This window comes from Pseudomonas sp. PS01299 (genome assembly GCF_029960145.1).
Classification (GTDB): domain Bacteria; phylum Pseudomonadota; class Gammaproteobacteria; order Pseudomonadales; family Pseudomonadaceae; genus Aquipseudomonas; species Aquipseudomonas putida_A.
Window position 1 is genome coordinate 1 of record NZ_JASCPO010000124.1, and the last position, 17,395, is coordinate 17,395.

General features: G+C 60.4%; 16 protein-coding genes. 10 read left to right on the forward strand and 6 right to left on the reverse strand.

What is annotated here, in order from left to right:
• Window positions 1–88 precede the first annotated feature (88 nt).
• From QMX91_RS19840 to QMX91_RS19850, 3 genes are all read right to left on the reverse strand, one after another.
• Window positions 89–562 carry an LEA type 2 family protein gene (locus tag QMX91_RS19840; RefSeq protein WP_086791096.1) on the reverse strand — a complete coding sequence of 158 codons (474 nt, stop codon included), beginning with the start codon at window positions 560–562 and terminating at the stop codon, window positions 89–91.
• A gap of 65 nt (window positions 563–627) precedes the next feature.
• On the reverse strand, window positions 628–2,094 hold the full coding sequence (locus tag QMX91_RS19845) for a nucleobase:cation symporter-2 family protein (protein ID WP_135295732.1): 1,467 nt from the start codon (window positions 2,092–2,094) through the stop codon (window positions 628–630).
• 264 nt (window positions 2,095–2,358) lie between these two features.
• On the reverse strand, window positions 2,359–3,252 hold the full coding sequence (locus tag QMX91_RS19850) for a LysR family transcriptional regulator (RefSeq protein ID WP_282413232.1): 894 nt from the start codon (window positions 3,250–3,252) through the stop codon (window positions 2,359–2,361).
• 99 nt (window positions 3,253–3,351) lie between these two features.
• On the opposite strand from QMX91_RS19850, the gene QMX91_RS19855 reads away from it, so the two are divergent.
• The 5 genes from QMX91_RS19855 to QMX91_RS19875 all read left to right on the forward strand — a co-directional run bounded on the left by QMX91_RS19855 (window position 3,352) and on the right by QMX91_RS19875 (window position 8,411).
• Window positions 3,352–4,443: a polyamine ABC transporter substrate-binding protein gene (locus tag QMX91_RS19855; protein WP_282413233.1), complete on the forward strand. Its 1,092-nt coding sequence runs from the start codon at window positions 3,352–3,354 to the stop codon at window positions 4,441–4,443.
• A gap of 16 nt (window positions 4,444–4,459) precedes the next feature.
• Window positions 4,460–5,419 (forward strand): agmatinase, encoded by a 960-nt coding sequence (speB, locus tag QMX91_RS19860; protein WP_282413234.1) that lies wholly within the window; start codon window positions 4,460–4,462, stop codon window positions 5,417–5,419.
• Between the two features lie 668 nt (window positions 5,420–6,087).
• The gene (zapE, locus tag QMX91_RS19865) at window positions 6,088–7,206 is read left to right on the forward strand and encodes a cell division protein ZapE (protein ID WP_098963950.1); all 1,119 of its coding nucleotides are present in this window, start codon (window positions 6,088–6,090) and stop codon (window positions 7,204–7,206) included.
• Window positions 7,207–7,223: 17 nt separating this feature from the next.
• On the forward strand, window positions 7,224–7,805 hold the full coding sequence (locus QMX91_RS19870; RefSeq protein ID WP_202368079.1) for a DinB family protein: 582 nt from the start codon (window positions 7,224–7,226) through the stop codon (window positions 7,803–7,805).
• A 108-nt stretch (window positions 7,806–7,913) separates the two neighbouring features.
• Window positions 7,914–8,411, forward strand: a complete 498-nt coding sequence (locus tag QMX91_RS19875; RefSeq protein WP_098968408.1) for a GNAT family N-acetyltransferase — start codon at window positions 7,914–7,916, stop codon at window positions 8,409–8,411.
• An 84-nt stretch (window positions 8,412–8,495) separates the two neighbouring features.
• Here QMX91_RS19875 and QMX91_RS19880 read toward each other — a convergent pair whose 3' ends face one another.
• Both QMX91_RS19880 and QMX91_RS19885 read right to left on the reverse strand, forming a co-directional pair.
• Window positions 8,496–8,705 (reverse strand): hypothetical protein, encoded by a 210-nt coding sequence (locus tag QMX91_RS19880; protein WP_097089648.1) that lies wholly within the window; start codon window positions 8,703–8,705, stop codon window positions 8,496–8,498.
• A 205-nt stretch (window positions 8,706–8,910) separates the two neighbouring features.
• Window positions 8,911–11,157: a TonB-dependent siderophore receptor gene (locus tag QMX91_RS19885; RefSeq protein WP_098963952.1), complete on the reverse strand. Its 2,247-nt coding sequence runs from the start codon at window positions 11,155–11,157 to the stop codon at window positions 8,911–8,913.
• Here QMX91_RS19885 and QMX91_RS19890 point away from each other — a divergent pair.
• Both QMX91_RS19890 and gorA read left to right on the forward strand, forming a co-directional pair.
• Window positions 11,144–11,314 carry a hypothetical protein gene (locus QMX91_RS19890; protein WP_167797076.1) on the forward strand — a complete coding sequence of 57 codons (171 nt, stop codon included), beginning with the start codon at window positions 11,144–11,146 and terminating at the stop codon, window positions 11,312–11,314. The genes QMX91_RS19885 and QMX91_RS19890 overlap by 14 nt on opposite strands.
• 40 nt (window positions 11,315–11,354) lie before the next feature.
• Entirely contained in the window at window positions 11,355–12,713 is a 1,359-nt protein-coding gene (gene gorA, locus QMX91_RS19895; protein WP_282413235.1) for a glutathione-disulfide reductase, read from the forward strand.
• On the opposite strand, the gene QMX91_RS19900 is transcribed toward gorA, so the two are convergent.
• A complete protein-coding gene (locus tag QMX91_RS19900) occupies window positions 12,710–13,726 on the reverse strand; it encodes a DNA-binding protein (RefSeq protein WP_282413236.1) in 1,017 nt (338 codons plus the stop codon). The two genes, gorA and QMX91_RS19900, sit on opposite strands and share 4 nt — an antisense overlap.
• 177 nt (window positions 13,727–13,903) lie before the next feature.
• Here QMX91_RS19900 and QMX91_RS19905 point away from each other — a divergent pair, with 177 nt between their 5' ends.
• The 3 genes from QMX91_RS19905 to ahpF all read left to right on the forward strand — a co-directional run bounded on the left by QMX91_RS19905 (window position 13,904) and on the right by ahpF (window position 17,237).
• Entirely contained in the window at window positions 13,904–14,842 is a 939-nt protein-coding gene (locus tag QMX91_RS19905; RefSeq protein WP_134786313.1) for a site-specific integrase, read from the forward strand.
• 136 nt (window positions 14,843–14,978) lie between these two features.
• Window positions 14,979–15,542, forward strand: a complete 564-nt coding sequence (gene ahpC / locus QMX91_RS19910; RefSeq protein WP_003224621.1) for an alkyl hydroperoxide reductase subunit C — start codon at window positions 14,979–14,981, stop codon at window positions 15,540–15,542.
• Window positions 15,543–15,674: 132 nt separating this feature from the next.
• Window positions 15,675–17,237, forward strand: coding sequence for an alkyl hydroperoxide reductase subunit F (ahpF, locus tag QMX91_RS19915; protein ID WP_282413237.1), 1,563 nt, complete (start codon window positions 15,675–15,677; stop codon window positions 17,235–17,237).
• Window positions 17,238–17,395 lie beyond the last annotated feature (158 nt).

The following is a 17,395-nucleotide window of genomic DNA, read 5'->3' on the forward strand; positions in this document are numbered from 1 at the left end:
GGCGTCAGATCAGCCAACACCTTTATTGACTGACATGACGCTATCGCGAGCAGGCTCACTCCTACAGGAGACTTGTGTGTTTAGTGGGTTACCACGTCGCAGCAGTGGCCTTCGGCAAACTCAGCTTGCCACTGTCGACAAATCGCATGGTGCCGAACACGCCGCCCGCGAGTTTGCCGCGCAGTACGTAGGGCAGGTTGTCGAGGGTTTGTGTCTGGCTCAAACCCAGAGTCTGGCGCAGTACCGAGAACGCGGAAACGCTGACCGGCACGCTGACCACGGTTTCCGAGAAGCGCGGGATCGAGCCGGTCTGATCGCTGACGCCCGAGGCCAGTGGACGGCCATTGACCTCCAGATCCAGGGCGATGCCGTTGTAATCGATGGCCGTCTCATTGGGGTTCTGCACCCGCAACTTGATCGCGAAACGCACTTCCAGATCCTGGCTCGGCAACGGTTCGAGGCCGACCACGTTGATGTTCACCGGATCGCGGTTGGGAAACAGCGCGCAGGCGCTCAGGGACAACAGCAGCAGGGACAGGATGACGGCGTGGACGCGGCGCATAAACAGTCTCTCAACGAAAAAGGGCTGAACCGTTGTCGGCTCAGCCCTTTTTTCATGGCGCAGCGTCAGCGGTTCAACTGTGCGACCGCCGCTGCAGAAGCAGGTTCAGCTTTGGCCGGCAGATCGGGGTTTTCCATGACCTGCAGAATCGACGCTTCCGGATCGAAATCGTCTTCTTCCAGCTCAATGAATTCTTCCGGCAGGAAGATATTCAGCACGATAGCGCACAACGCACCGACGGTGATCGGCGATTCGAAGATGTTACGCAGCGCTTGCGGCAACTCGCGCAGCACTTCCGGCACGGCGGCGATGCCCAGGCCCATGCCCACGGAGATCGCCACGATCAGCATGTTGCGCCGATGCAGGCCGGCCTCGGCGAGGATTTTGATCCCGGCCACGGCCACGGTGCCGAACATCACCAGTTCAGCGCCGCCGAGCACCGGTTTAGGCATCAGTTGCAGCACCGCGCCGATCATCGGGAACAGCCCCAGCAGCACCAGCAGGCCGGCGATGAAGAACGCCACGTAGCGGCTGGCCACGCCAGTCAACTGGATCACGCCGTTATTCTGCGCGAACGTCACCATCGGCATGCTGTTGAACACCGCTGCCATCGCCGAGTTGAGGCCATCGGCGAGCAGACCGGATTTGATTCGGCGGATGTACAGCGGACCCTTGACCGGTTGCCGCGAGATCATCGAGTTGGCGGTCAGGTCACCGGCCGCTTCCAGCGGCGAAACCAGGAAGATCACCGCCACCGGCACGAACGCCACCCAGTCGAAATTGAAGCCGTACTTGAACGGCACCGGCACGCTGACCAGCGGCACTTCGGGCATCGAGGCGAAATCCACCGTGCCCATCAGCCAGGCGACCATGTAGCCGAGAGTCAGGCCGATGACAATCGCGCCTAGGCGCAGAAACGGCACGTCGACGCGGTTCAGCACAACGATAGTGCCGATCACCAGCGCGGCCAGAAACACATGGCTGGCGGCGCCCAGATCGGGTGCGCCGAAGCCGCCGGCAATGTCGGTCATCGCCACTTTGATCAGCGACAGGCCCATCAAGGTGATGATGGTGCCGGTGACCACCGGGGTGATCAGCATCCGCAGTTTGCCGATGAACTGGCTCAGCACCACTTCGATGAACGCGGCGAAAAAGCACACGCCAAAAATCGTCGAGAGAATTTCATCGGTGCCGCCGCCCCGGGCCTTGACCATGAACCCGGCGCTGAGAATCACGCTGATAAAGGAAAAACTGGTGCCTTGCAGGCACAGCAGACCGGAACCGACCGGGCCGAAACGCTTGGCTTGAACGAACGTGCCGAGGCCCGAAACGAACAGCGCCATGCTGATCAGGTACGGAATTTCACTTTGCAGACCGAGGGCGCCGCCCATGATCAGGGTCGGGGTGATAATGCCGACGAAGCTCGCCAACACGTGTTGCAGCGCGGCGAAGACGGTTGCAGTCAGGTGCGGACGGTCGTTGAGGCCGTAGAGCAGATCGTTGTTGCGCGGGACTTTTTCAGAGGCGGTCATGGTGTTTTGCGCGCCGTAAGGCGGGGCCGGGTCAGAAAATGGAGGCGCAGGATGCCGGAAGAGGATGGCGAGGGCAACGAGCAAAAATTGCCTGAAAGGTCAAGAAATACGGGGTTTGAACTGGTTGCTGTTTCTGTGGTGAGGGGATTTATCCCCGATGGACTGCGTAGCAGGCCCAGCTCCTGAATACCAAAGAGCCGGGCCGCTTCGCGCCCATCGGGGATAAATCCCCTCGCTACAGGGTTATTTGCTGGCAGAAATTTTTCAGGTGAAGGCTGCGAGCAAATCCTCCTCAAACGCCTTCTGCGCATCCCCCGGCACCTGCGCGCGGTGCCGGGCCAGATGAAACGCCACTTCGAAACTCAATTCCCCAGGCCGCAGCGCGCGTAGCAAGCCCTTGTCCTCCCAGACCCGCGCGTAGTGATCGGGCAGATAATCGACATGCTTGCCGGAAAGAATAAAGGCGAGGGTGCCCTCGACCTGTTCCGAACGCGCGGAAAAGCGCTTGTCCGGGAATGGCTCGTCCGTGCGCGTGAACCGGTACGGATGATCCACCCGGTCGCAGGCCTGCAATGCCGCATCATCCGGCGCATCGACGCTGAACAGCGGATGCCCCTGCGCGCAATACAAATGCTGGGTTTCCCGGAACAGCTCGCGGTAATCGAAAGCGCTCTGCACCTGGGAGAAATAACCAATGGCTAGGTCCAGCCGCTGTTGCAGCAGCAGGCGCTCCATCTCGCCGGGCATCGCGCTGATCAACTCGATGCGCACCGACTCATCGCGCTCGCGAAAGCGCCGGATCGCATCTGCCACCCGCAGCAGCACCGACTGATCAACCGCCTCGGACAAACCCAGCCGCACCTCACCGATCAACCGTCCGGCAACGCCGTTGGATTGATGCCGGAACGTCTCGATGGACTGGAACAGTGCGCGAATCGCGATCAGCAGTTGCTCACCCTTGGGCGTGACGCTGAAACCGCCCTTGCCGCGGCTGCACAGGCGATAACCGAGGCGGGTCTCAAGTTTGGCCATTTGCTGACTGATGCTCGACTGGCTGAGGCCCAATTCACCTTGCGCCGCGCTGAAGCCGCCACATTCCACGACTCGCACAAACAGGCGCAGCAACTGCAAATCGATGTCGTGAAGCTGACCGAGCATTACATTACTCCGGGATATAGTCAGGTTAACAAACTTGATATTTCTGCAATGTATCCGACGGCGCATCCTGCCACCACTTCCTCCGGTCAGGTGTTCGTCATGGTTCCCGTGTCCAAGCTGTGTTTTCCCGCGCTGTTGCTGTCCGTGGCCCTCAATGCCCAGGCGGAGGACAAAACCCTCAATCTTTACAGCTGGGCCGATTACGTGCCGGCGCAGACGCTGCAGCGTTTCGAGCAGGAGACTGGCATTCATGTGCGCTACGACACCTTCGATACGTCCGAGGTGCTGGAAACCAAACTGCTGACCGGCGGCAGCGGTTATGACGTGGTGGTGCCGTCGTCCAGCGTGCTGGCCCGGGGTTTGGCAGCGGGCGCGCTGAAGGAAATCCCGCATGAAGGCCTCCGGGGCTACGCCAATCTTGATCCCGATCTGCTGGAAAAACTCGCCGCCGTCGATCCCGGCAATCGCTACGCCGTGCCTTATACCTGGGGCACACTCGGGTTGGGGCTGAACGTCGAGGCGGTGAAAAAGCGCTTGCCGGACGTGCCGCTGAACAGCCTCGATCTGCTGTTCAAACCCGAGTACGCCAGCAAACTCAAGGACTGCGGGATTGCCGTGCTCGATTCGCCGCAGGAAGTCATTGGTCTGGCGCTGCATTACCTCGGCAAGGATCCCTACAGCACCGACAAGCATGATCTGGCCGCCGCCGAAGCCTTGTTGCAGAAACTCCAGCCGTCGGTGCTGTATGTCTCCACCGGCCGGCAGATCAACGATCTGGCCAATGGCAGTGTCTGTCTGGCGCTGACCTACAACGGCGACGTGAGCATGGCCGCCGATCAGGCGCACAAGGCCAACAAAGCCTACGAAGTCGCCTACCGGATTCCGCGCGAAGGCACGTTGATCTGGCAGGACAATCTGGCCATTCCCAAGGACGCGCCAAACCCGCAAGCGGCGCGGGCGTTCATCGAATTCATGCTGCGCCCCGAGTCGGTGGCCGAGCTGACCAATACGCTGTTTTTCGCCACCGCCAACCAGGCCGCGACGCCGCTGGTGGATGAGGCGGTGCGCAACGATCCGGACATCTATCCGCCCGCCGAAATGCGCGAACGCCTGTACGCCGACCGCAGCATGAGCCTCAAGGACATGCGTCAGCGCACGCGTCTGTGGACCACTTTCCGTAGCCATCAATAACAAAAGGAGCACACCGATGGACGTGCCGATGCTCAACGACCAAGCCCTGACCCGTGACAGCCTGTACGGCACTGCCGCCGAAAGCACCTACGCCGGGATCACCAGTTTCATGCGTCGTCGCTACAGCCGTGATTTGCGCGGCGTCGACGTGGCGGTCAGCGGGGTTCCGTTCGACACCGCCACCAGCAACCGCCCGGGCGCACGCTTCGGCCCACGGGGGATTCGCGCCGCATCCACCGGGATCGCCTGGGAACGGCACTGGCCGTGGGCGTTCGATCCGTTCGATCATCTGGCGGTGATCGACTACGGCGACTGCGATTTCGATTACGGCTCGCCGCACACCATCCCGGAAAGCATCGAGGCTCACGCCGAACGCGTTCTTCAAGCTGGCAGCGCGATGCTGACGTTTGGCGGCGACCATTTCATCACCTATCCGCTGCTCAAGGCTCATGCGCGCAAACACGGCGCACTGTCGCTGATCCACTTCGATGCGCACAGCGACACCTGGCCGGACGAGGGCGGCAAACGTGTCGATCACGGCACCATGTTCTGGCACGCGGCCAGGGAAGGGCTGGTGGATCCGGCGCGCTCGGTGCAGGTCGGTTTGCGCACCACCAATGACGATCATCAGGGCTTTGCCGTGCTTGATGCCCGCCAGGTGCATCGGCGTGGCTGCGAGGCGATAGTCGAGGCGATTCGCGCGCGGGTCGGCGATCACCCGGTGTACCTGACGTTTGATATCGATTGCCTGGATCCGGCCTTTGCCCCGGGCACCGGCACTCCCGTGTGTGGCGGGCTGAGCACGTTGCAGGCGCTGGAAATCCTCGGCGGTTTGCGCGGGATCAATCTGGTGGGCATGGACGTGGTGGAAGTGGCTCCGGCTTACGACCATGCGGACGTGACGTCGCTGGCAGCGGCCACCCTGGCAATGGAAATGCTCTGCCTTTACGCCGCGCGACACAAAGTCGACCGCTGACACCCCACAAAGCCCATGTGGGAGTGGGCTTGCTCACGAATGCGGTGTGTCATTCAACGGTGATGTTGGCTGCCCCGGCCCCTTCGCGAGCAAGCCCGCTCCCACAGGAGGTTGTATTCCAGGCAGTTGCTGCACGCTGTTTTGAGGTCGCGAGATATACAGTCGATCTTCGACTCCCCACAGAACCCATGTGGGAGTGGGCTTGCTCACGAATGCGGTGTGTCATTCAACGGTGATGTTGGCTGCCCCGACACCTTCGCGAGCAAGCCCGCTCCCACAGGGGGTTGTATTCCAGGCAGTTGCTGCACGCTGTTTTGAGGTCGCGAGATATACAGTCGATCTTTGCCCCCCACAAAACCCATGTGGGAGTGGGCTTGCTCACGAATGCGGTGTGTCATTCAACGGTGATGTTGGCTGCCCCGACGCCTTCGCGAGCAAGCCCGCTCCCACAGGGGGTTGTATTCCAGGCAGTTGCTGCACGCTGTTTTGAGGTCGCGAGATATACAGTCGATCTTCGACTCCCCACAGAACCCATGTGGGAGTGGGCTTGCTCACGAATGCGGTGTGTCATTCAACGGTGATGTTGGCTGCCCCGGCGCCTTCGCGAGCAAGCCCGCTCCCACAAAAGGGCACCTGTTTTTCAGGGACATCGTGGCATACTGCCGCGCATGACTTTCGACTCTCCTTTAAGCGCCTGGCAACACGCGATCGAGCACAAGGGTTTCATCCAGGATGAAGCCCAGGAGCATGCGGTCTGGGCCTTGCAAAAATGCCATGAAGCCTTGCACACCGGTGCCCGTTCGGTCACTGGCGTGTACTTGTGGGGGCCGGTCGGGCGCGGCAAGACCTGGTTGATGGATCAGTTCTATCAGAGCCTGCGGGTGCCGGCGCGACGGCAGCACTTTCATCATTTCATGGGCTGGGTGCACCAGCGCTCGTTCCAGCTTACCGGCATCGCCGACCCGTTGCGGGCGCTGGCCAAGGAGCTGGCGGCGGAAGTGCGGGTGCTGTGTTTCGACGAACTGTTCGTCAATGACATCGGCGATGCGATCATCCTCGGTCGGCTGTTTCAGGTGATGTTCGACGAAGGCGTGGTGGTGGTCTGCACCTCTAACCTGCCGCCGGATGAGCTGTACGCCGACGGCTTCAACCGTGATCGGTTTGTCCCGGCGATTGCCGCGATCAAGGCGCACATGCAAGTGGTGGCGGTAAATGGTGCCGAGGATCATCGCCTGCATCCGGGCGCGGGTCAGCAGCGCTATTTTGTCGCTGCGCCGGGACTGGGCAGTGCTCTGGAGCAGGTCTTCCAGTCACTCAACGCCGGGCAGCCCGCCAGCGCCGAGCCGGTGCCCGTCGGCCATCGTGTGCTGAACGTGGTGCAAGCCAGTGCGACGGTGCTCTGGTGCCGCTATGCCGATCTCTGCGAGCAACCATTTGCCGCGATGGATTTCATCGCACTGTGCGACAACTATCGATCTATTCTGTTGAGCGACGTGCCGAACCTCAGCGCGCAGAAACGCGAAGGGCGCATCGCTCGCGGCACCGAGGACGGCTCGGCGCAGGTGGTGGCCGGTGACCGTGAGTTGCCGCAACTGTCGGTGCACGACGACGGTGTACGCCGTTTCATTGCCTTGGTCGACGAGTGTTACGACCGTAAAGTGCCGCTGTACATCGAGGCCCTGGTACCGATGGAGGCGCTGTACACCGAGGGTTATCTGGAATTCCCGTTCCGGCGCACCCTCAGCCGTTTGCAGGAGATGCAGCTGCAGCGTTTTGCCGAATCCTGAGCGCAGAGGGCGCGAGCATGAGTCAACCGTTGTCGCATCATTTACTGACCATGGCTTACCAGAACGCGTGGGCCAATCATCGCCTGGGCAAAGCGTGGACTCAGCTCGATGCCACTGAGCTGGCGGCGCCGCGAACCAGCTTCTTTCCGAGTATCCGCCTCACCCTCAATCACATCCTCACCTGCGACTGGTTCTACGTCGACGCTCTGGAGCGTGAGTTGCGCGGTGATGAACCGCATCCTGATTGCTATGTGTTTTTCAACCATGACGAGCCGTTTACCGAGGCCGCAGCGCTGCGTGAAGAGCAGGCACACGTGGACCGCCGCTTGATCGCTTATTGCGAACAACTGCGCGATGCCGATCTGGGGCGGATCGTCACCATCGCCCGGGAAACGCCGCAGCATGACAGTCGCTTGCGTATGCTGTCGCACCTGTTCGAGCATCAGATCCATCATCGTGGGCAGGTGCACGCGATGCTCAGCGCGACCTCGGTAAAACCGCCGCAGCTGGATGAGTTTTTCTGCGCCGGCGAGAGCGGGTTGCGTGCTCAGGATTTTGCCGAGTTGGGCTGGACCGAAGAGCTGATCTGGGGGCGCTGAAGCCTGGAAATCAAAAGATCCGGTTGTGGCCCGCAACATCCTCGCGGTAAGGTCGAACAGCCTTTCAGGTGCGCACTTTGCACGCCGGGGCCATGATCGGGGATGGAAATGGATTCCGCAGAAATTCTTGTGCTGCAAGCCAGTTACACCAATCCACTGCACGCCGAAGCCATCGGCATCGTGCTCAATCATTACGCAGAAGATCCCATGGGCGGCGGCCATTCGCTTGACCCGGAACTGTTGCGTCGCGTGCCGGAAGAACTTGCGCGCAGGCCTCATGCGTTCAGTGTGCTGGCGTTCGTCGGTGGCGAGCCGGCAGGGCTGGTGAACTGCTTTGAAGGTTTCTCGACGTTCGCCTGCAAGCCGCTGGTCAATGTCCATGACGTGGCGGTCGTGAGCAAATTTCGCGGCCTCGGCTTGAGTCAGAAAATGCTGCGCAAGGTCGAGGAAATCTGCCGTCAGCGCGGTTGCTGCAAGATTACCCTGGAAGTGCTCGAAGGCAACGAGGTGGCACAGAACTCCTACCGCAAATTCGGCTTCGCCCCCGGCATGTTCGACCCGGAACATGGCCGTATGCTGTTCTGGATCAAGGATCTGCAGGCATAAAAAAAGGCGCCCCGGACAGGGCGCCCAACTGTCGTCTCCGAGGCCAGAGCGGAGCCATCGGAGGTCCATCGGTTGCTCGGTGAATCAGTCGCGATAAGACTCGGTGACTTGCGCGGTCTGATCGTTCGGAACCTTCAGTTCCGCTGCTTTGCTATCGGTCGGCTGTTCGCTTGGCGCGTGGTGGACCGGGAAGTTGTCGTAGTAATGCCGCATGCGTTCGGCGCCGCCCTCGGCAAAGGCGCTGGCGGAACCGAGGGCGAGTAGCCCGGCAAGAATGGCGGTGGTGGTTTTCATGGTGCCTCCTACTGAAAAACGTGGGAGCCGTTCGTCCATGAAGCAGATCTCGGGGCACAGTGTCCTGGCGGGGAATTAACTCGGGGTTAACAGCGGTGGCGAGGGGATTTGGTGACGCATTGCGCGTCACCGAGAGAGTGGGGCCGCTTCGCGACCCATCGGGGATGAATCCCCTCACTACAGGGGTTTTGTTGGACCGGTGCGCTCAGAGCTTCCAGTCCAGGCTCAGCGTCACTGTGCGCGGGTCGCCCCAGTACACGCCGTTGTAGAAGCCGACGTTGTCGTAATACTTCTTGTCGAACAGGTTATCGACGTTCAGCGACGCCGACAGATGCCTGTCGAACTCATAGCGCGACATCAGCTTGACCACGGTGTAGGCCTCCTGGTTGATCCGCGCCGGTTCGGTGATGATCCGGCCGTTGGCGCCGCGCCCGACCGGGCGGTTAGCCGCGCCATAGACGTCGCTCTGCCAGTTCACCGCGCCACCCACGGTCAATGCGTGCCAGTTGCCCGGCAGGCGATAGGCCGTGGACAGCCGCAGCATGTTCAGTGGTTGAGCGGTGTTGCTGCGCTGTTTTTCGCCGTCGACGGAATGGGTGTAGGTGTAGCCGGCGGTCATGTTCCAGCCGCTGAGAATTTCCCCGGACACTTCGGCCTCGAAGCCATTGACCTTGTTACCCTTGCCGCCGGACTTGAAAAACTCCTCGCCGCTCACCGGGTCCGGGGGGGCCGAGTTGTCACGCTCGGCGACGTTGTCCTGTTTGCTCCAGAACACTGCCGTCGCCAGGTTCAGGCGTTCGTCGAGCAGGCTGCCTTTGAGCCCGACTTCATAGTTGCTGCCGATCACCGGGTCGAGGTAATTGCGTTTGCTGTCGCGCTTACTCTGCGGTTTGAAAATGTCGGTGTAGCTGGCGTAAACCGTGTACTCCGGCGTCAGGTCGTAAAGCAGGCCGGCGTAGGGCGTCCAGATATCATTCTGGCGTTGATGGGTGGCATCGGTGCTGGTCAGTTTTTGCTGCGCGTCATAGTAGTAATCGGTGCTGGATTCGTTCCAGCTGCCATAGCGGCTGCCGAGTACTGCATGCAGCTCATCGGTCAGGCTCAGACGGGTCGCGAGGTAACCGGCCTTTTGCCGAGTGATGCCTCGCGCGCCCGGCAGGCCGGTGACAGTGTCGGCGAATTTGCCGATGTCACCCATGTATTTCCAGTCGCGGATCTTGCCGTAGTCGGCGGCTTGGGGACTGTTGAAGGCGTAGGGCGAAGTCGAGCGGTTTTCCGCCTCGCCGTAGCCGAACATCATCTCGTGTTCGCGGCCGAACAGCTGGTACGGCCCTGACAGGTTGAAGTCGTACACGCTCATTTTCTGCGTGCCGACCATGTGCCCCATGTAGGCCGTCATGCCGCTGCGGTCGGCTTCGGGGAATCCGCTGCCGCCGTAATAGACCTTGCCGTCGGTATCACTTTCGCGGTGGGTGTAGGCGGCCTTCAGCTTCCAGCCATTACCCAATTGCTGGTCCAGGGTAACGAACGCGGTCTTGTCCTTCAGTGGCCAGGAGCTCCAGGATGTCGCCATGTTGGTCGACCGTCCGAGGCCGGCCTTGCTGCCGTCGGCGTTCCAGTACGGCACGGTGCCCCAGGAGGTGCCCTGAACCTGCTTGTCCTGATAGTCGTAACCGACGGCAAGCACCGTGGAGTCGGTCAGATCAGCTTCGAGAATGCCGTAGCCGACCTCGCGCTGCAGCGCGTATTTGTCGCGGAACGACTGGCTGTCGCGATAGGCCAGCACCGTACGCCCGCGCAGCCGACCATCGAAGGCCAGCGGCCCGCCGACATCGACATAGCTGTAGTAGTTGTCGTAGCTGCCGCCACTGACCCCGGCCAGTGCCTGCCACTGGGCAGTCGGGCGCTTGCGCACCATGTTGATCGTCGCTGAAGGATCACCCGCGCCGGTGGTCAGGCCGGTGGCGCCGCGTACGACTTCGATGCGGTCGTAGATGATGGTGTCCGAGTCTGACTTCATGCGCCCGAAGGTGTTGAGCATTCCGTCGATCTGGAAATTGTTGATCGGGTAACCCCGCGCCGAATAGCTGACCCGATCCGAGTCGTTGTGTTGCACGACGATGCCGGTGGTCTGGCGCATGGCTTCGGACAAGGTACCGAGCTTGAAATCATCCATCTGCTGGCGCGTGACCACGGACACCGATTGCGGGGTTTCCTTGATCGACAGGTTCAGCCGCGTCGCGGTGCTCATTGCGCCAGTGGTGTAGGAATCAGTGTTTTCAGTGTTAACGCCGAGGCCTTCGGCGCTGACGCTGGTGGCGTCCAGTTCCAGCGCCTGGGCGGCGGATTGTGGCGCTGTTTCAGGATCGGTTTCAGCCAGCAGATCGGGACTCAACGCCATGCTGAACAAGCCGACAGTCAGGGTCATGGAACGGGTAATGGGCGCGAACATCGCAGCCGACTCCTTGTCTTCGAGGGAAAAAATCCATTGGTTCAAAGACGAGACGCAGCACGACGATTTAGTAACAAACAAGAAATATTATTATTTGGAGGTATTTCCCGACTTCGCCGAGACGGGCGAAAAGCTGCTCACGGCGCTTGCCCAATAGACGGCGGCGGGTATGCTGTTGGCCTGCCGAGGAGATAACAATGGCCTACGATTTTGACCTTTATGTGATTGGTGCCGGTTCCGGCGGTGTACGTGCAGCGCGCTTCGCCGCCGGTTTCGGCGCGAAAGTGGCGGTGGCCGAGAGCCGTTACCTGGGCGGCACCTGCGTCAACGTCGGCTGCGTGCCGAAGAAACTGCTGGTGTACGGCGCGCATTTCGCCGAAGACTTCGAACAGTCGTCCGGTTTCGGCTGGAGTCTGGGTGAAGCAAATTTCGACTGGACGACCCTGATCGCCAACAAGGACCGCGAGATCAATCGCCTCAACGGCATTTATCGCAACCTGCTGGTCAACAGCGGCGTGACCCTGCACGAAGCCCACGCGAAGATCGTCGGCCCGCACGAGGTCGAGGTCAACGGTGAGCGCTTCACCGCGAAAAACATTCTGATTGCCACGGGTGGCTGGCCGCAGATTCCGGAAATCCCGGGGCACGAACACGCGATCAGTTCCAATCAGGCGTTTTTCCTCAAAGAGCTGCCGAAGCGGGTGCTGGTGGTCGGTGGTGGTTACATCGCGGTCGAGTTCGCCGGGATTTTCCACGGTCTGGGCGCGAACACTACACTGCTGTATCGCGGTGATCTGTTCCTGCGTGGTTTCGATGGCTCGGTGCGCAAGCATCTGCAGGAAGAGCTGACCAAGCGCGGCATGGATCTGCAATTCAACGCCGACATCGCGCGCATCGACAAACAGCCTGACGGCAGCCTCAAGGCAACCCTCAAGGATGGCCGCGTGCTGGAAGTCGACTGCGTGTTCTACGCCACGGGCCGGCGTCCGATGCTGGACAACCTGGGGCTGGAAAACACCGATGTGCAGCTCACCGACAAAGGTTTCATCAAGGTTGACGAGCAATACCAGACCAGCGAGCCGTCGATTCTGGCGCTAGGTGATGTGATCGGTCGGGTGCAACTGACGCCAGTGGCACTGGCCGAAGGCATGGCGGTGGCGCGGCGCTTGTTCAAGCCTGAGCAATACCGTCCGGTGGATTACAAGATGATCCCGACCGCCGTGTTCAGTCTGCCGAACATCGGCACTGTCGGCTTGACCGAAGAAGAGGCGCGGGAAGCGGGGCATGAAGTGGTGATTTACGAGAGCCGCTTCCGCCCGATGAAGCTGACGCTGACCGAGTGTCAGGAGAAAACCCTGATGAAACTGGTGGTCGACGGCAAGACCGACAAGGTGCTCGGTTGCCACATGGTCGGTCCGGACGCGGGGGAGATTGTCCAAGGCTTGGCGATCGCGCTGAAGGCTGGCGCGACCAAGCGTGACTTCGACGACACGATCGGGGTGCACCCGACGGCCGCCGAAGAGTTCGTCACCATGCGTACGCCGGTCGGCGCTTAAGCGTCCTTCGCTTTGGCTGTGTCTGGCGCTGCCGCAACGGTAGCCGCCAGACGCAAGCTGTCCTCGAGGCTGGCCTGAGTCTTGGTCAGCTCCTTTTCCAGTGACTGATTGAGCTGCCGCTGTTCGTCGGCATCCTGTTTCAGCGTCTGACTTTCCAGCAGGGCCACGCGCAGGCGTTCCTGGAGGAGGGTGCGCTCGTTGTCGACGCGAGTGGCTTGCTCCAGCAACTGATCCTGACGCTGGTTGCTGTGCTTGAGCTGATCCTGCAACAGGCTCAGCTCGCGCTGAGTTCCACGGTTTTCCGTGAGCAGGCGTTCGTTGTCGCGATGCAACTGAGTGATCTCGTCCTGACGCACCAGCGCACTTTGTTGCGCCTGACGCAATTCCATCTGCAACTGCTGCAGCTGTCCTTCGTGACGGGCTTGTTCCTGCTCGCGCTGCTCTTTGGTGGCGTTGCGGTAATGCTCAAGCGCATCACGGGCGTGCAGATGTTTCTCTTCCAGCGAGCGGATCTGCTCGTCCTTGTCCTGCAGGCGCAATTCGAAATCAGCCAGCGCCTGATTGAGTCCGGCGTTACGGGTTTGCTCGGTCTGCAGCATTGAGCGGGTTTCTTTCAGCGCCTCGGATTCGCGGGCCAGTGCTGCGCCTTGAATGTCGTGCTGTTGTTCCAGTTGCTCAAGAGCCTGGCGCACCTGCTTGAGTTCCGCTTCCAGGGTTTCGCGCTGCTCTTCGAACTGCTCGCGCGCTTGTTCGATCGGCTCTTGCGCCTGTTCTTTCAGGCGCTGGGCGAGACGCGAGACCAGTGCGGTCAGCTCGTCATTGATCGGTTCCGCGGACGCTTCGACCGGTTGGCTGCCGTCATCCAGCTCTTTCAGATAGCGATGGATCGTGGTTTTCGAACCGGTGTTGCCCAGTTCGATGCGTACTGCATCGATGCTGGGGTGTTCGCCTCGGGCCAGAATCGCTGAGCGCGCGATCTGCACCACTGCTTTGTTAACGCCACCACGGGCCATTTTAACTCCTACCATTACGTACTGTGGTACATGCCACCAAAGTACGCAGTGTACCACGCTGAAAATAAAGTTAAATGCTTGATTAATCACAGGCGGGATATACTGGTATTACCCAATGTCAGACCCCTGAATCGGTTTTTTCATCCAGCAATCAGTACGCCTGCGAGAACACTGCCCATGAGCGAGATCGATCGCTATCTGCAAGCCGCCACCCGTGACAACACCCGCCGCAGCTATCGTTCTGCGATCGAGCATTTCGAAGTGAAGTGGGGCGGCTTCCTGCCAGCGACCGCCGACAGCGTGGCGCGGTATCTGGTCGAGCATGCCGGGGTGCTGTCCATCAACACACTGAAACTGCGGCTGTCAGCGCTGGCGCAGTGGCACAACAGTCAGGGTTTTGCCGATCCGACCAAGGCGCCGGTGGTGCGCAAAGTGTTCAAAGGCATTCGCGCACTGCATCCGGCGCAGGAAAAACAGGCCGAACCGTTGCAATTGCACGATCTGCAGCAAGTGGTCGACTGGCTGGAGCAGGAAGCCAGTAGTGCCAGACAAAATGAGGATCGTCCGCAGTTGCTCAAGGCCTATCGCGATCGGGCGCTGATTTTGCTGGGCTTCTGGCGTGGCTTCCGCAGCGACGAGTTGTGCCGTCTGCAGATCGAGCATGTGCAAGCGCACGCCGGCAGCGGCATCACCCTCTACCTGCCGCGCAGCAAGGGCGACCGCGACAACCTCGGGCAGACGTATCAGGCGCCGGCGCTGCTCAAGCTGTGCCCGGTGCAGGCTTATATCGACTGGATCACCGAGGCAGCGCTGGTACGCGGCCCGGTGTTTCGCGGCGTTGACCGCTGGGGCCATCTGAGCGAGGAGGGCTTGCACGCCAACAGCATCATTCCGCTGCTGCGTCAGGCGCTGGAGCGCGCCGGCATCCCGGCCGAGCGCTACACCAGCCATTCCCTGCGCCGCGGCTTTGCCACGTGGGCGCATCAAAGCGGCTGGGATCTGAAATCGTTGATGAGTTACGTTGGCTGGAAGGATATGAAGTCAGCCATGCGCTATGTTGAAGCCAGCCCCTTTCACGGGATGGCCCGGATTACGGATAAACCGGCTTCGTCGTAGATATGGTTTTCTTCTATTAATACAGTCCGCTAATAGCGAAAACAAATCAGCAGCATCAGGTTTGCCAATGAGCCATCCGTCGAGTGAGTGGGTAGGATTCACCCATCGAATTCACAACCCTGACGGAGAGTCATCAATGCCTATCATCAACAGCCAAGTAAAACCGTTCAAAGCTACCGCATTCAAAAACGGCGACTTCGTACAAGTCTCGGACGCTGACCTGAAAGGCAAATGGTCCGTAGTGTTCTTCTACCCAGCCGACTTCACCTTCGTGTGCCCAACCGAGCTGGAAGACCTGGCCGACAACTACGCTGCGTTCCAGAAACTGGGCGTGGAAATCTACAGCGTTTCGACCGACACCCACTTTGCTCACGCTGCCTGGCACAACACCTCGCCAGCGATCGGCAAAATCGAATACACCATGATCGGCGACCCGACCCACGTCATCTCCCGCAACTTCGACGTGCTGATCGAAGAAGCTGGCCTGGCTGACCGTGGCACCTTCGTGATCAACCCTGAAGGCCAGATCAAAATCGTTGAACTGAACGATGGCGGCGTTGGCCGTGACGCTTCCGAGCTGCTGCGCAAGATCAAGGCTGCTCAGTACGTTGCTGCTCACCCAGGCGAAGTTTGCCCGGCCAAGTGGAAAGAAGGCGAGGCCACTCTGGCTCCGTCCCTGGACCTGGTCGGCAAGATCTGAGTCTGTGACGCACGCAACACAGGGCGGGACTCCGCACCTACTTCAGTAAGCTGCACCGCCCATTGAAAAAGCCCGGGCGAGATTCGCTCGGGCTTTTTTTCGCCTCGAATAAAGACACAGGAGATCGCCCGTATGTTGGACGCCAATCTTAAAGCCCAGTTGAAATCGTACCTGGAACGGGTTACCCAGCCGATCGAGATCGTTGCTTCCCTCGACGACGGTGCGAAATCCCGGGAAATGCTTGACCTGCTGAAAGACGTTGCCAGTCTTTCGAGCCAAATTACTTTGATCGACAGCGGTACCGATGCCCGCAAACCGTCGTTCTCGATCAATCGTTCGGGTGCCGATATCAGCCTGCGTTTCGCCGGCATCCCGATGGGCCATGAATTCACATCGCTGGTGCTGGCCCTGTTGCAAGTCGGCGGCCACCCATCGAAAGCCAGTGCTGAAGTCATCGAACAGATCCGCTCGCTCAAGGGCGAGTTCAGCTTCGAAACCTACTTCTCGCTGTCGTGCCAGAACTGCCCGGACGTGGTCCAGGCGCTGAACCTGATGGCTGTGTTGAACCCGAACATCCGTCACGTCGCCATCGACGGCGCGTTGTTCCAGGACGAAGTCAACGATCGCAAGATCATGGCCGTGCCGAGCATCTACCTCAACGGTGAAAACTTTGGCCAGGGCCGCATGGGCCTGGAAGAAATCCTCGCCAAACTCGACACCGGCGCCATCGAGCGTCAGGCCGAGAAAATCAGCGCCAAACAAGCCTTTGATGTGCTCGTAGTTGGCGGTGGCCCGGCCGGTGCGTCGGCCGCTATCTATGCCGCCCGTAAAGGCATCCGCACCGGTGTGGCGGCTGAGCGCTTCGGCGGTCAGGTGCTCGACACCATGGCCATCGAGAACTTCATTTCCGTGCAGGAAACCGAAGGCCCGAAACTGGCGACGGCGCTGGAAGAACATGTCAAGCAGTACGACGTCGATATCATGAACCTGCAGCGCGCCGACAAGCTGATTCCCGGCAAGAACGGCGAGTTGCACGAAGTCCACTTTGCCAGTGGTGCAACCCTGAAAGCCAAGAGCGTGATCCTGGCGACCGGCGCACGCTGGCGTGAAATGAACGTGCCGGGCGAGCAGGAATACCGTAACAAGGGCGTGGCGTACTGCCCGCACTGCGACGGCCCGCTGTTCAAAGGCAAGCGCGTGGCGGTGATCGGCGGCGGTAACTCCGGCGTTGAAGCGGCCATCGACCTGGCCGGTATCGTTGCCCACGTGACACTGCTGGAGTTCGACGTGCAACTGCGTGCCGACGCGGTGTTGCAACGCAAACTGCACAGCCTGCCGAACGTCACCGTGATCACCAGTGCGCAAACCACTGAAGTCACCGGTAATGGCGAGAAGGTCAACGGCCTGCGTTACAAGGATCGCAATACTGACGAACTGCGCAGCGTCGAGCTGGAAGGGATTTTCGTACAGATCGGTCTGCTGCCGAACACCGACTGGCTCAAAGGCACCATCGAGCTGTCGCCGCGTGGTGAAATCATCGTCGACAACCGTGGCGAGACCTCGATCCCGGGGATCTTCGCGGCCGGCGACGTGACCACTGTGCCGTACAAGCAGATCGTGATTGCAGTGGGCGAGGGCGCCAAGGCTTCCCTCAGTGCGTTCGATCACTTGATCCGTACTTCGGCGCCGGCGTAAAACGGCAGTCGCTGAAATGAAAAACCCATGAGCGATCATGGGTTTTTTTATGCCTGACACAATCCAATTGTAGGAGTGAGCCTGCTCGCGATGGCGGCTGCACATTCAAAACATCATGGCCTGACACACCGCGATCGCGCGCAGGCTCACTCCGACAG

Coding starts and splice junctions, on each gene's coding strand:
- QMX91_RS19840 (WP_086791096.1), bottom strand. CDS start 562: ATGCGCCGCGTCCACGCCGTCATCCTGTCCCTGCTGCTGTTGTCCCTG.
- QMX91_RS19845 (WP_135295732.1), bottom strand. CDS start 2,094: ATGACCGCCTCTGAAAAAGTCCCGCGCAACAACGATCTGCTCTACGGC.
- QMX91_RS19850 (WP_282413232.1), bottom strand. CDS start 3,252: ATGCTCGGTCAGCTTCACGACATCGATTTGCAGTTGCTGCGCCTGTTT.
- QMX91_RS19855 (WP_282413233.1), top strand. CDS start 3,352: ATGGTTCCCGTGTCCAAGCTGTGTTTTCCCGCGCTGTTGCTGTCCGTG.
- speB (WP_282413234.1), top strand. CDS start 4,460: ATGGACGTGCCGATGCTCAACGACCAAGCCCTGACCCGTGACAGCCTG.
- zapE (WP_098963950.1), top strand. CDS start 6,088: ATGACTTTCGACTCTCCTTTAAGCGCCTGGCAACACGCGATCGAGCAC.
- QMX91_RS19870 (WP_202368079.1), top strand. CDS start 7,224: ATGAGTCAACCGTTGTCGCATCATTTACTGACCATGGCTTACCAGAAC.
- QMX91_RS19875 (WP_098968408.1), top strand. CDS start 7,914: ATGGATTCCGCAGAAATTCTTGTGCTGCAAGCCAGTTACACCAATCCA.
- QMX91_RS19880 (WP_097089648.1), bottom strand. CDS start 8,705: ATGAAAACCACCACCGCCATTCTTGCCGGGCTACTCGCCCTCGGTTCC.
- QMX91_RS19890 (WP_167797076.1), top strand. CDS start 11,144: ATGGGCGCGAACATCGCAGCCGACTCCTTGTCTTCGAGGGAAAAAATC.
- QMX91_RS19885 (WP_098963952.1), bottom strand. CDS start 11,157: ATGTTCGCGCCCATTACCCGTTCCATGACCCTGACTGTCGGCTTGTTC.
- gorA (WP_282413235.1), top strand. CDS start 11,355: ATGGCCTACGATTTTGACCTTTATGTGATTGGTGCCGGTTCCGGCGGT.
- QMX91_RS19900 (WP_282413236.1), bottom strand. CDS start 13,726: ATGGCCCGTGGTGGCGTTAACAAAGCAGTGGTGCAGATCGCGCGCTCA.
- QMX91_RS19905 (WP_134786313.1), top strand. CDS start 13,904: ATGAGCGAGATCGATCGCTATCTGCAAGCCGCCACCCGTGACAACACC.
- ahpC (WP_003224621.1), top strand. CDS start 14,979: ATGCCTATCATCAACAGCCAAGTAAAACCGTTCAAAGCTACCGCATTC.
- ahpF (WP_282413237.1), top strand. CDS start 15,675: ATGTTGGACGCCAATCTTAAAGCCCAGTTGAAATCGTACCTGGAACGG.